The 13156-nt window shown below is 33.4% G+C and carries 14 protein-coding genes, 1 riboswitch and 1 other annotated feature; all 14 genes read right to left on the bottom strand.

Annotated features, from left to right (window positions below; genetic code table 11):
• Window positions 1-102: 102 nt before the first annotated feature.
• Window positions 103-1365, bottom strand: coding sequence for an ATP-dependent Clp protease ATP-binding subunit ClpX (gene clpX / locus JV528_RS07220; protein WP_000472293.1), 1263 nt, complete (start codon window positions 1363-1365; stop codon window positions 103-105).
• 150 nt (window positions 1366-1515) lie between these two features.
• Window positions 1516-2817, bottom strand: coding sequence for a trigger factor (tig, locus tag JV528_RS07215; protein ID WP_000127572.1), 1302 nt, complete (start codon window positions 2815-2817; stop codon window positions 1516-1518).
• A 47-nt stretch (window positions 2818-2864) separates the two neighbouring features.
• Window positions 2865-2975, bottom strand: coding sequence for a hypothetical protein (locus tag JV528_RS07210; protein ID WP_001790560.1), 111 nt, complete (start codon window positions 2973-2975; stop codon window positions 2865-2867).
• Window positions 2976-2979: 4 nt separating this feature from the next.
• The gene (locus tag JV528_RS07205; RefSeq protein WP_001280023.1) at window positions 2980-3909 is read right to left on the bottom strand and encodes a hypothetical protein; all 930 of its coding nucleotides are present in this window, start codon (window positions 3907-3909) and stop codon (window positions 2980-2982) included.
• Between the two features lie 18 nt (window positions 3910-3927).
• Window positions 3928-4536 carry an NUDIX domain-containing protein gene (locus tag JV528_RS07200; protein WP_204177428.1) on the bottom strand — a complete coding sequence of 203 codons (609 nt, stop codon included), beginning with the start codon at window positions 4534-4536 and terminating at the stop codon, window positions 3928-3930.
• A gap of 141 nt (window positions 4537-4677) precedes the next feature.
• Entirely contained in the window at window positions 4678-5034 is a 357-nt protein-coding gene (gene rplT / locus JV528_RS07195; protein ID WP_204177429.1) for a 50S ribosomal protein L20, read from the bottom strand.
• Window positions 5035-5080: 46 nt separating this feature from the next.
• On the bottom strand, window positions 5081-5281 hold the full coding sequence (rpmI, locus tag JV528_RS07190; RefSeq protein ID WP_001125540.1) for a 50S ribosomal protein L35: 201 nt from the start codon (window positions 5279-5281) through the stop codon (window positions 5081-5083).
• A gap of 28 nt (window positions 5282-5309) precedes the next feature.
• Window positions 5310-5837: a translation initiation factor IF-3 gene (gene infC / locus JV528_RS07185; RefSeq protein ID WP_001791162.1), complete on the bottom strand. Its 528-nt coding sequence runs from the start codon at window positions 5835-5837 to the stop codon at window positions 5310-5312.
• A gap of 28 nt (window positions 5838-5865) precedes the next feature.
• Window positions 5866-5991 (bottom strand) — a sequence feature (ribosomal protein L20 leader region).
• A gap of 74 nt (window positions 5992-6065) precedes the next feature.
• Window positions 6066-7559: an amino acid permease gene (locus tag JV528_RS07180; RefSeq protein WP_000049148.1), complete on the bottom strand. Its 1494-nt coding sequence runs from the start codon at window positions 7557-7559 to the stop codon at window positions 6066-6068.
• Between the two features lie 145 nt (window positions 7560-7704).
• Window positions 7705-7880, bottom strand: a riboswitch (Lysine riboswitch).
• Between the two features lie 105 nt (window positions 7881-7985).
• On the bottom strand, window positions 7986-9923 hold the full coding sequence (gene thrS, locus JV528_RS07175) for a threonine--tRNA ligase (RefSeq protein WP_000435136.1): 1938 nt from the start codon (window positions 9921-9923) through the stop codon (window positions 7986-7988).
• Window positions 9924-10119: 196 nt separating this feature from the next.
• Window positions 10120-10242: a hypothetical protein gene (locus JV528_RS07170; RefSeq protein WP_014937037.1), complete on the bottom strand. Its 123-nt coding sequence runs from the start codon at window positions 10240-10242 to the stop codon at window positions 10120-10122.
• Window positions 10243-10334: 92 nt separating this feature from the next.
• Window positions 10335-11255, bottom strand: a complete 921-nt coding sequence (gene dnaI / locus JV528_RS07165) for a primosomal protein DnaI (RefSeq protein ID WP_000808621.1) — start codon at window positions 11253-11255, stop codon at window positions 10335-10337.
• On the bottom strand, window positions 11255-12655 hold the full coding sequence (locus tag JV528_RS07160) for a replicative helicase loading/DNA remodeling protein DnaB (RefSeq protein WP_000533475.1): 1401 nt from the start codon (window positions 12653-12655) through the stop codon (window positions 11255-11257). Before JV528_RS07160 ends, dnaI begins: the two co-directional genes overlap by 1 nt.
• On the bottom strand, window positions 12656-13126 hold the full coding sequence (gene nrdR, locus JV528_RS07155) for a transcriptional regulator NrdR (protein WP_000650082.1): 471 nt from the start codon (window positions 13124-13126) through the stop codon (window positions 12656-12658).
• Window positions 13127-13156 lie beyond the last annotated feature (30 nt).

Below are 13156 nucleotides of genomic sequence, written 5' to 3'. Positions count from 1 at the left end.
TTTGAACCTTTCGGTATACATTATAAAAAAGCTCCGATCAAAGTTAAACTATTTGAGCGTCAACTTTGATTGGAGCTTTTCACTTTTATAACACATCAATGATTAAGCTGATGTTTTACTATTATTAATTAAATTACCTTCTGCGTCGTATAGTTCTGGTTCAGTTTCTTCATTAATTGTTTGTGCTGTAATAACTACCTTCGTTACATTTTCGTTAGAAGGCACATCAAACATAATATCGATTAACGATTCTTCTATGATTGAACGTAAACCACGCGCACCTGTTTTTCTTTCAATTGCTTTTTCACTAATTGCTGATAAAGCTTCTTCAGTGAACTCTAAATCCACATCATCTAATTCCAGCATTTTAGTATATTGTTTCACAAGTGCATTTTTAGGTTGCGTTAAGATGTTTTTCAACGCAGTTACATCTAATGTTTCTAAATTAGCTACAATTGGCACACGTCCGATAAATTCAGGAATCAAACCATAGGCTTGCAAATCTTCTGGGCGAATTTGTGCTAATAATGCTTGTTCGTCATATTTATCAGCTTCATTGCTTGAGAAACCAATAACTTTTTCACCAAGACGGCGCTTAATCACTTCTTCAATACCATCAAAGGCACCACCAAGAATAAATAAGATATTTGTTGTATCAATTTGAATCATTTCTTGGTTAGGATGTTTGCGTCCACCTTGTGGCGGAACACTTGCAGTTGTACCTTCTAAGATTTTAAGCAATGCTTGTTGAACACCTTCACCTGAAACGTCACGTGTTATAGATGTGTTTTCAGATTTACGTGCAATTTTATCAATTTCATCTACATAAATAATACCTTTTTCGGCTTTATCAATGTCAAAGTCAGCTGCTTGAATTAATCTCAACAAGATATTTTCAACATCATCGCCTACATAACCAGCTTCAGTTAAACTTGTCGCATCTGCAATTGCAAATGGTACATTCAACGTCTTGGCTAATGTTTGGGCTAATAATGTTTTACCACTACCTGTTGGCCCAATTAAGGCAATGTTACTTTTTTGTAATTCAACATCATCTTCTTTTGGTCCTAATTGTTGAATACGCTTATAGTGGTTATAAACAGCCACAGCTAAAGATTTTTTAGCTTTTTCTTGACCAATAACATATTCGTTTAAATGATCCATAATTTCTTTAGGAGTAGGTAATTCTGTAATCGCTTCAGAAGTGTTTTGAGCTAATTCTTCTTCAACGATTTCTGAGCATAATTCAATACACTCATTACAAATATATACACCACTTCCTGCTACAAGTTTTTTTACTTGATCTTGGTCTTTTCCGCAGAAAGAGCATTTCAAATTTTCTTCATCTTCATTGAATTTAAACATTCTTTTTACACCCCTATTCGTTAAAGACTATACTAGATTGGATATTACAATGCAACATATTAACATACAAACTTTTTGCTTAAAGAATAGTAGCAGATACATAAGCTATGCATCTGCTACTCATTTTTGTAATTTAATATTTAATGAAGATTAATCTTCTTTAGTTCCTTCAACGAACTTTGCGTTATCTCTTAATAAATCGATAACTTTTTGGATACGAACATCATTTTTAATGATATCAGTATTACCTAAAGTATTTTTGATATCTTCAACTGAGATATTAAATTGTTTACTCATTTTTTCTAATTCTTTATCGATATCTTCATCAGTAGCTTCGATTTTTTCAGCTTCAGCGATCGCAGTTAAAGTTAAGTTAGTTTTAACACGTTGTTCTGCATCGTCTTTCATTTGCTCTCTTAATTGAGATTCATCTTGACCTGAGATTTGGAAGTATGTTTGTAAATCTAAACCTTGTTGTTGAATTCTTTGTGCAAATTCAGACACCATACGATCTAATTCAGTATTAACCATTGCTTCAGGAATATCGATTGTTGTATTATCAGTAGCTTTAGTAATCGCTTCTTCTTTTTCAACATTTTCTGCATCTGTAGCTTTTTGTTCAGCTAAACGTTTACGTAAGTTTTCTTTGTACTCGTCTACTGTATTTGCTTCTGCATCTAATTCATTAGCAATTTCATCTGTTAATTCTGGAACTTCCTTGAATTTAATTTCGTTAACTTTTGTTTTGAAAGTTGCTTCTTTACCAGCTAATTCTTCAGCATGGTATTCTTCTGGGAATGTTACGACAACATCTTTTTCTTCGTCAACTTTCATACCTTCTAATTGCTCTTCGAAACCAGGAATGAATGAACCTGAACCGATTTCTAAATCGTAACCTTCAGCTTGTCCACCTTCGAATTCTTCTCCGTCAACTGAACCACTAAAGTCGATGTTAACTGTGTCGCCATTTTCAACAACACCATCTTCTTTAACTACCATTTCAGCTAAATGTCCTAAGCTGTGGTCAATTGCTTCTTGTAACTCATCATCAGATAATTCAGTTTCTTGTTTTTCAATTTCAAGACCTTTATAGTCTCCTAATTTAACTTCTGGCTCAACTGTAACTGTTGCTTCAAAAATGAAATCTTTACCTTTTTCAATTTGAGTAACACTTACTTCTGGTTGTGCAACTGGTTTAATATCAGTTTCGTCAATTGCTTCACCATAAGCATCTGGTAATAAAATGTCGATAGCATCTTGATATAATGCTTCTACACCAAAGCGTTGTTCGAAAATTGGACGTGGTACTTTACCTTTACGGAATCCAGGTACGTTAATTTGTTTAACCACTTTTTTAAATGCTTGATCTAACGCTTTGTTTACTTTTTCTGCAGGAACAGTAACAGTTAATAAACCTTCGTTACCTTCCTTTTTTTCCCAAGTTGCTGTCATGTATATATACCTCCATGATTAACTAATTTATTTTTTCAACTTCCCTATTATATCATAGGTCTATTCCCTATACAAACATTGAAATCACAACGTTTATATATTTGTAAATCAACTTTTTTCGTCAAAACTATATTAAAATGCTGAGTATTATTTTGCAACAATTTAACTATTATTATTCAAATCTAATTGCTGAATAAAATTAAATGCATCGATACTTTGTAATTCACATTTAAGTCCTAACATATTTTTGAAATAACATTCGTATGCATTAATCCATTTATTCGTTTCAAACAAAGTTTCAATATCAATTGGATAAATCATGATAGAGTGATTATTCATAATATGGTGTGCTTCTTCAGCGATATGTAAAGCACCATCATTTAATGTTTCCATAACGTTAGGTATAACTTTTTCTTTCAGTGTTGTATGTTCTAGCCCTTTTAAATTAACTGGTACAAAAGTTACATCCATACCATACTTTTCAATTGTCAGTTCTTGTGTACAATTTGCGAATCTTAAATACTCAATCATTAAACTAATTAGGTTATAACTGTACGTATTAGATTTTAATATATATAATACCGTTTCTTGAAATTGAAAATGACCATTGTCTATTAACTTCAAAATCAAGTGCGTCTGTTCCCTCATTGATAACGTATCAAAATCAGTTAATGACTGAGTCAATCGTTTTTCATCTTCAATTAATTTTGACTTAGCAAATTCCTTAAGAGGATGTAATGCCATTCTTGTTTTGTGATCTTTGACTTCATCAATAATTTGATGAATTACTTCTACCGCTTCAAAATATTGTCCCAAACCAATCAAACTTTTCACGTAATAAATCATCAATGCATCATATTGTTGTATGCCAGTTTTCAATAAGACAATTGTTTCTTCTCTTAATTCAAGAAATGACCCCGTCTCATATAACATACGGCATTTCATCATTGCTATTTCTTCAGTGAGTTCAAATTGACGTTCATATTGTACAATATATTCATACATCAGGTCATAGTTTTGGTCTTGTTCAGCACGTTTTATATCTTTATATAACTTTTTCGAAGAGTTAGGAAACTGAATAATATCTGACATATATGTCACCTCGTTTGATTATAAATCTTGAAGGATTAATGCGCTCCACGTTTCGAAATCATCATATGACTCTATGTTGCCTTTTTCAACCCATTTTATTCGTAAAGTATCTGTTTCTTTAGCTTCTACATCATTCGTACTTACAGTGATTTTAAATACAACACCAATATGTACTTTGCCCACTTCATTATTATCGTCATTAATAAAACCGATATATTCCATATTTTGTGAATCTTGCTCACTTAAACCTACTTCTTCTTCTAATTCTCTCTGTGCATTAACTCTCAATACTTCGTTAATAGATTCTGCTCCTGGAACATCATTCATATGACCGCCTACACCTATTGAAGATTGTCCATGCAATCGAGATTCTCCACCGCCAGATAATCGTTCATACACTAATATCTCGCCATGCTCATTTTCAAGTAAACAATAAGAAATGAGTTGTTTATATGATAGATCCTCTTCCATATCGCCGCGTCGCTTAACTTCATATTGACTTAGCGCATCAAAAATATTTTGACCTTCTGGTTTATTCTTATTTAAAAACCCATTGAAAGTATTCTTTTCATTATTAAAAATAATTTCTCTAGGTACTACAATGATTTGTTCATCAAATTTAGACATCGTATAAAACTCCTCACTTTAATGTTTGTTCTCTTAAATGCATTTTAGCAAATATGTCATGTTTTAGCGATTAAATGTGGCATTTTGCTATTTAAAAAATAAAAAAGAGATGACAATGCCATCTCTTTTTTATAAGTGTTATTATTTTAAAGCATCTTTAGCTTTAGTTACTAATTGAGCAAATGCTTTTTCGTCAGAAATTGCAATTTCTGATAATATTTTACGGTTAATGTCGATACCAGCTTTTTTCAAACCGTTCATTAAACGTGAGTAGCTCATTTCATGTTGACGAGCTGCTGCGTTGATACGTGTAATCCATAATTTACGGAAGTCACGTTTACGTTGACGACGGTCACGGAAAGCGTATTGACCTGATTTCATTACTTGTTGCTTAGCTACTTTGTATAATGTATGTTTTGAACCGAAGTAACCTTTAGCTAATTTAATCGTTTTTTTACGACGCGCTCTTGTTACTGTTCCACCTTTAACTCGTGGCATAAAAAATTCCTCCTTAGGTAATTCCTACCGATTTCTGTATTTGTTCTTATTTTTTGTATGCTAATAATTGTTTTACACGTTTCATGTCGCTCTTAGACACTAATCTAGCTTTACGTAATTGACGTTTTTGTTTAGTGCTCTTGTTTGCGAATAAGTGAGATGTGAAAGCTCTTGAACGTTTTAATTGACCTGAAGCAGTTCTTTTAACACGTTTAGCTGCTCCGCGGTGAGTTTTCATTTTTGGCATAATATAAGTCCTCCTGTAATAGCTTTAATTATTTTTCAGCTGTTGGCGCTAACATAATAAACATTTGACGCCCGTCCATTTTAGGTTTTTGTTCAACTGTTGCTATATCTTTGCATTCATCTGCATATTTTTCTAGCACACGTTGACCAATTTCCTTATGCGTAATGGCACGCCCTCTGAAACGAATAGATACTTTACATTTATCGCCTTTAGTTAAGAATTTACGTCCGTTTTTCAACTTAGTTTGGAAATCATGTTCCTCAATTGTTGGACTTAAACGAATTTCTTTAACATTGATAATTTTTTGTTTCTTTTTCATTTCTTTTTCTTTTTTCTGTTGTTCGAATTTGAATTTACCGTAATCCATAATTCTTGCAACTGGTGGTTTCGCATTCGGTGCAACGACCACTAAGTCTAAATCTACACGTTCAGCCATTTCTAAAGCTTCACGCTTTGATTTAACACCAATTTGTTCACCATCTTGACCGATTAAACGTAATTCTTTTGCACGAATTTTGTCATTGATTTGAGTTTGATCTTTTGCTATGGTTGACACCTCCAAAATTTTTACGAAATTTGCACCAAGCAAAAAGGAAGAGCAGGTATAAAATACCCGCTCTTCCTTATACACAGTTATGTGTAATGTGACTAACCTGCCAACTGCTTTATGCGTCGCTACAGGTGAGAAGCGGGTGCTTCTACTTGGTTCGTTTCGTATTCAACGTTGTTAATCATATCAACAATTCACATTTAAGTCAACACTATAACTGTAATTATTTTTATTTTAACCTTTTATTTCATCCATTGATACGTCTTGACGTAAATCTACTTGTTCTAATGGAATTTTTTTCGTTTTATATCGAAGCTTATGATAAATAAAGAATGCTAAAAATACTGGAATTCCCATATACGTAATTAGGAAGCGGCTAAAATTAAAATCTCCTGTTTTAATAAAGTCCACATCTTGACCGATGATTACAACAATACATAAGATAGCTGCAAAAATAGGTCCGAACGGAAACAATTTAGCTGTATATTTCAATTTAGATTTATCATAATTTTGTTTATCAAATGCTCTTCTAAATCGATAATGACTCACTGCGATACCTACCCAGGCAATAAAGCCAGTTAACCCACTTGCAGCAACGATATATTGATAAGCACCTTCTGTAACACTTTGTACCACAAATATGATGACTACAATAATTGCAGTTACTAATAAAGACATATATGGCACACCATTTTTATTTGTTTTCCCAAATGTTTCAAACGCCAATTTATCTTTACTCATTGAATAAAGCATACGTGTTGAGGCATACATTCCAGAGTTTCCTGCTGATAAAACTGATGTTAAGATAACAGCATTCATAAATGAGGCTGCAAAAGCAAATCCTGCATTTTTGAAAACTAGCGTAAACGGAGAGGTTGCAACGTCATTACCGCCTCCCATTAATGCACTACTATCATAAGGAATTAACATACCGATAACAAAAATGGCTAAAATGTAAAATAATAAAATTCTCCAGAATACTTGTTTAATCGCTTTCGGCACAGCACGTTCAGGATTTTCTGATTCACCAGCCGTAATACCAATTAACTCAGTACCTTGGAATGAGAAACCAGCGATTAAGAATACACCTAGAATTGATAACAAACTTCCTCCTAGGTTGCCACCTAAAATAGGTCCTTCACCTTTATTAAATATTTCAAATCCTACAAAATGTCCACCCATAATTCCTACAATCGTTAATAAACCAATAGCAATAAAAACGATAACTGTAACAACCTTTATTAATGCAAGCCAATATTCACTTTCACCATAGACACGAACCGATAAAGAATTCAGACTAAAAATTATAACTAAGAACAATGCACTCCACGCCCAAGCGGGTATGCCTTGCAATGGTGTCCAATATTGAATGACTTGTGCTGCAATCGTAATATCTGCTGCTACAGTTACTACCCAGTTAAACCAATAGTTCCAACCAAGCGCAAACCCTAAAGATGGATCAACAAATCTTGTAGCATATGTACTAAATGAACCTGATACTGGCAAATAAGTAGCCATTTCGCCAAGTGACGTCATTAAGAAAAATACCATTATTCCGATAATTGCGTATCCTATTAATGCTCCCAAAGCACCTGCATCATGAATTGCTCCACCAGAAGTTACAAATAAACCTGTACCAATACAACCCCCAATCGCAATCATAGAAATATGACGATCTTTAAGTCCCCTTTTGACAACATTGTTACTTTCATTTTGAACTTTTGACATATAAGCTCCCTTTCCATGTTTTAGAGGCCAAGTAATAAATAACCTTTATTTACTTTCATACCCTTTTTTTACAGAACATAGTGATATTAAAAGTAAAAAAGTGGCTACATACCTTTAAGATATGCAACCACTTTGGCAATTATCTATATAAGGTAGCACATCACATTCTGTGACAGTACAGTTCCTATTCGAAAACTGTCCCAATAGATATAGTTTATGGTTTATATCTATTTCGGCATCTTTACCTTTCACTTGTTCAACTTATGTACCATAAATACTTCTGACAAGTTACTAATTAAACATGCAACCTCTAACTCAATTTAATATTTTAACTAACTTGTAATATACAGGATTCATCACGCATAATCAACCCTGTAAAACTTGATACGCAATAAAAGTTTCAAAGCATTTTATTGCGACAACTGTCTATCTATGTTTTTTCAAACGAATTTCATCAACTAGATTCCAGATAAATTCATCTTTTTCAACTGTTTCTTGGTCTTGCGATCCATATTGACGCACATTCACTTGATTATTTTCAACTTCCTTATCCCCAACTACGATTTGATAAGGTATTTTTTGCATTTGAGCTTCTCTAATTTTATAACCCATTTTTTCATTACGCTCATCAATACTTACACGAACACCTTGAGATTTCAATTCATCTTGTAATTGTCGCGCATAATCATAATGTAAATCAACGTTAACTGGAATGATTTGAACTTGTTTTGGCGCTAACCAAGTTGGGAATGCACCTTTAGTTTCTTCAGTTAAAAATGCTACAAATCGTTCCATTGTTGATACAACACCACGATGAATAACAACTGGACGATGATGTTCACCATCTTGACCAATATAAGTTAGATCAAAACGTTCTGGTAATAAGAAATCAAGTTGTGCTGTTGATAATGTCTCTTCTTTACCCATCGCTGTTTTAACTTGAACATCTAGTTTCGGACCATAGAATGCCGCTTCACCAATCGCTTCTTCGTACGATAAGCCAAGCTCATCCGCTGCCTCTTTAAGCATATTTTCAGCTTTATTCCACATGTCATCATCATCAAAGTACTTTTCTTTATCTTCAGGGTCTCTATAACTTAATCTAAAGCTATAATCCTCGAAACCAAAGTCTTTATACACATCAATAATCATGTTTACAACGCGTTTGAATTCTTCTTTAATTTGATCAGGTCGAACAAAGATATGTGAATCATTTAAAGTCATACCACGAACACGTTGTAATCCTGATACAGCACCACTTGCTTCATATCTATGCATAGTTCCTAGCTCAGCGATACGGATAGGTAATTCACGATATGAGTGTGGTTTATTCGCATAAATCATCATATGATGTGGACAGTTCATTGGACGTAATACCATAGATTCAGTTTCATCTAACTGCATTGGTGGGAACATATCTTCTTGATAGTGATCCCAGTGACCAGATGTTTTGTATAAATCAACATTAGCAAGTACTGGTGTATAAACGTGGTCATACCCCATGCTAACTTCTTTATCAACAATGTAACGTTCAATTTCACGTCTGATTGTTGCACCGTTAGGTAACCATAATGGCAAACCAGCACCAACTAATTGGCTATTTGTGAATAATTCTAACTCTTTACCAATTTTACGATGATCACGTTCTTTACGCTCTTCTAACATTTGTAAATGTGCTTTTAATTCTTTTTTATCAAAGAAAGCAGTACCGTATATACGTTGTAACATTTTGTTGTTACTATCTCCACGCCAGTATGCACCTGCTGTAGATAATAGTTTAAACTCTTTAATTTTAGCTGTTGATGGAACGTGAACTCCACGACATAAATCAGTAAAATCACCTTGACTGTATAATGTTACATTTTCATCTTCAGGAATCGCGTCGATTAATTCTAATTTGTATTCATCATTGCTGAATAACTCTTTCGCTTCATCTCGTGAAACCACTTTTCGTTCGATTTTCATATTTTCGTTAACGATTTGTTTCATTGTTTTTTCAATTTGTTCAAAGTCATCAGATGAGATGTTTTGGTCTATGTCGAAGTCATAGTAGAAGCCACCTTCTATTACAGGACCAACACCAAATTTAACATTACCATATAATCTTTTAATCGCATGTGCCATTAAATGTGCAGTAGAATGACGTAATACCTCTAACGCTTCTTCACTACCTGGTGTCACAATTTCAATTGATCCATCAGTTTCAAGCGGTTTAGTTAAATCTACAAGTTGCCCGTTAAATTTGCCGGCAACTGCTTTTTTACGTAATCCAGGACTAATTGATTGTGCTATATCTTCAGTAGTAGTACCTTTATCAAACGCCTTTTTATTACCATCTGGAAATTGAATATTAATTTGTTCCATGTTAAACCCTCCTATTTGCTTTATAAATACTTTTATCTGACCTCGTTAAAATATTGAACAACAATCATCGTTTTAACATTAAACCTATTAACAATAAACAGGGACTTTATGACACCAACGAACATTTTTGTCTAAAAAAACAAAAAATCCCGCCCCTATACAAGGGACGAGATCGTCGTGGTACCACCCTAGTTATTTAATACAAATTATGTATTAAATATCTCTGCTTAAGATAACGGTCTTGAGCCGGGTATTCATTACAAATACCATAAATGAAGTAGTAATCATCTAATTTATTAACCATATTCTCATCAAACAATGGCTTTCTGTGTAATATTGATTAGATCATCTTGTCTTCAATCATTTAAACGATTTAGATTTGTATTCATTATACACCAATCATTTTAAAATTCAATTGTTTCTGAAATTTTCTCCTGATAAAAAGTATGGTGTTGACAAAGATTTGACACGTTCAATAATACGTGCTGCTTTAGTCTTCTCTTCACCATCACGAGTCATCGCTAAATGATGTTCCAATTCACTATAGTCAAAATTAGAACTAAAGAATGTTGGTAATTCATGAACCATTCGATAATGTAACAAAGGTCCAATTACCTCATCTCTCACCCATGGAGTCACTTCTTCAGCCCCAATATCATCAAGCATTAAAATGTTTGCTTCTCTTACGCGATGTAATTTCTTTTCAAAAGAACCATCTTTAAAGCCACCTTTTAATGTTCTAATAAATTCCGGTAAATAAATAATTGTCGAACGTACCTTCTTAGATTTGAGCTGATTCGCAATTGCACCTAGAATAAAAGATTTACCTGTCCCAAATGGACCATAAAGGTAAAGGCCTTTCACTTGTTCCCCATTAGTTATTGCTGTACATATATCATCTGCTGCCATAGCTACATCAAGACGGTCTCGATGATTCATATAAATATCTTTCAATTTGGCATTTAAAGTATCTCGTTGCATATGATGAGATGTAATTAGCTCAGCTTCAAAGCGTTCTTCGTCGTACTTGATTTTACATGGGCATTGTAAATAGCGTATTTTAATTCGGTTATTATCAACATATAACTCAGGCACATGCCCCTTTACGAAATTTGGACAATCAGCAAATTTATGACCGTCATAATGTTTTTGTTGATCTTTATACTCTTGTAACACATTTAAGTCTTCATCAATCATAGCATTCGTTAATTCAGCTCGATGCGCTTCCAAAAATTGCTTAACATCTGGGTCATTGATTACTTCTTTTTTTATCTTTTCTATTCTTTTTTCAAAGTCCTGCGACGTGTTAATTATACTTTTAAATTGCTTCATTATTGACTGTCCTCCTCCCATTTTTTAGATAATTTATCTAGAAATGCTTGTCGATCTTGCTCTAATTGTTGATCATCTACGCTATTATCTTTAGCCGAATCTTCTTCACTAGGTTTATCTCTATTTTCTAACCATTTAGGTGTTTTTTCTTTTGAAATGCGATTACGCTGCCCATAGTATGAACCACGCTTTTGGTAATTTCCGCTAGAACCCTCATTTTTAGGTTGATTAACTTTTTTAGCATAATTATATGCTTCTTTAGCTGTCTTAATACCTTTTTTCTTCCAATTTGATGCTATTTCCAAAATATACGCTTTAGGAAGTTTCATATCTTCTTTTAACATGACAAATTGCAACAAAATATTAATGACGCCAAAAGACATTTTTTCACGTTCAATTAATTCTTCAACCATTGTCTTTTGCGATATAGTTGGTTCTGATTCAGACCAAGAAGCTAACATATCAATTGGACTCGTTTGTTCAAGTAATTCAAACCATTCATCACTTTGTGGCTTTGGATTCACTTCTGAAGATTTGGCCGTCGAAGATGATGTAGCAGGAGATTTCACCTGTAATTTAGGCATTTGATTTTCGTGTTCCATTAAGTAATACGAGCGTGCTTGTTTACGCATTTCTTCAAAGGATAACTGTTGTCCACTTGTAATTGAATTTAAAATAACATGCTTCATGCCATCTGCTGTTAAACCATATAAAGTCGCGAGTTGTGTAATTAAACGCTTTGCATCTTTGGTAACAATGTCTTGACTAATAAAATGTTTACCTAACATTTGTCTCAACATTTCAAAGTCAAAAGATTCATTTGATAAATCGATACCTTGGTACGGTTCATTAATCGGAATATCACTTGTATCGATATCTATTTTTGTAGACGGCACTTTAAAAACATCAGTAAATTGTCTCGTTACCTGTTTAAATTCACTCAAATCAATTTGTTGATACTCAAAGTATTTCTTCAACTCATGAAATCGACGATGCTCAACTTCACTATATAAAAAGATTGACAACATTGGATCATTAAAAAATAAATGTGCTGAAGGCGGTTGAATTAATTGGTAAACAAATTGTGTTTCTTGTTCATCATGTTTGACAAACGCCTTTAACAATCCAATCGCTTCAAGTAAGTCCATTTGTTGTCTAAACTCTAGTAAATTAATTTTAAGTTCATTCATAAAAATATAATGAGAAAGAATCAATGTTTCATTATGACTTTCTTTAACGAATTGAGTCATAAAATGATATAAACCCACTGCTTGTGCTCCAATTAGCGGTGTATACAGTCGATTCAATACCTCTAAATGATTCGTATTTAAATCAAAGTGTTGCATAACTTTGAATTGATCCTTTGGTCTTAAGCCGAATTCGAAGGCTTGTCGTCCCATTTAAGCATCACTCCGTTTGTTTTCGCTTAAAATCCCTTGCATCGATGCTAACAATTGATCAACATCTTTAAATTCTTTATAGACTGATGCAAATCTAACATATGAAACTTGATCAACATGCATTAACAAGTTCATAACGTGTTCACCTATATCTCGTGAAGACACTTCCGTATGACCTTCATCTCGTAATTGCCATTCAACCTTGTTTGTTATGTCTTCAAGTTGTTGATATCTAACAGGTCGTTTCTCACAAGAACGCACAAGTCCATTAAGTATCTTTTCTCTTGAAAACTGCTCTCTTGTGCCATCTTTTTTCACAACTATAAGCTGACTAACTTCGATATGTTCAAATGTAGTGAAACGTGTTCCACAATTTTCACATTCTCTTCGTCTTCGAATGGCATTTAATTCATCGGCATGCCTTGAATCTACAACTTTAGATTGTGTAGAATTACATTTCGGGCATTTCATTACATCACCCTCTTTATTTTGATTATGCCT

The organism is Staphylococcus sp. GDB20D11A (genome assembly GCF_016893255.1).
Classification (GTDB): Bacteria; Bacillota; Bacilli; order Staphylococcales; family Staphylococcaceae; genus Staphylococcus; species Staphylococcus aureus.
Note: the sequence above shows the minus strand (reverse complement) of the source record. Positions and strands in the feature narration are given on the sequence as shown.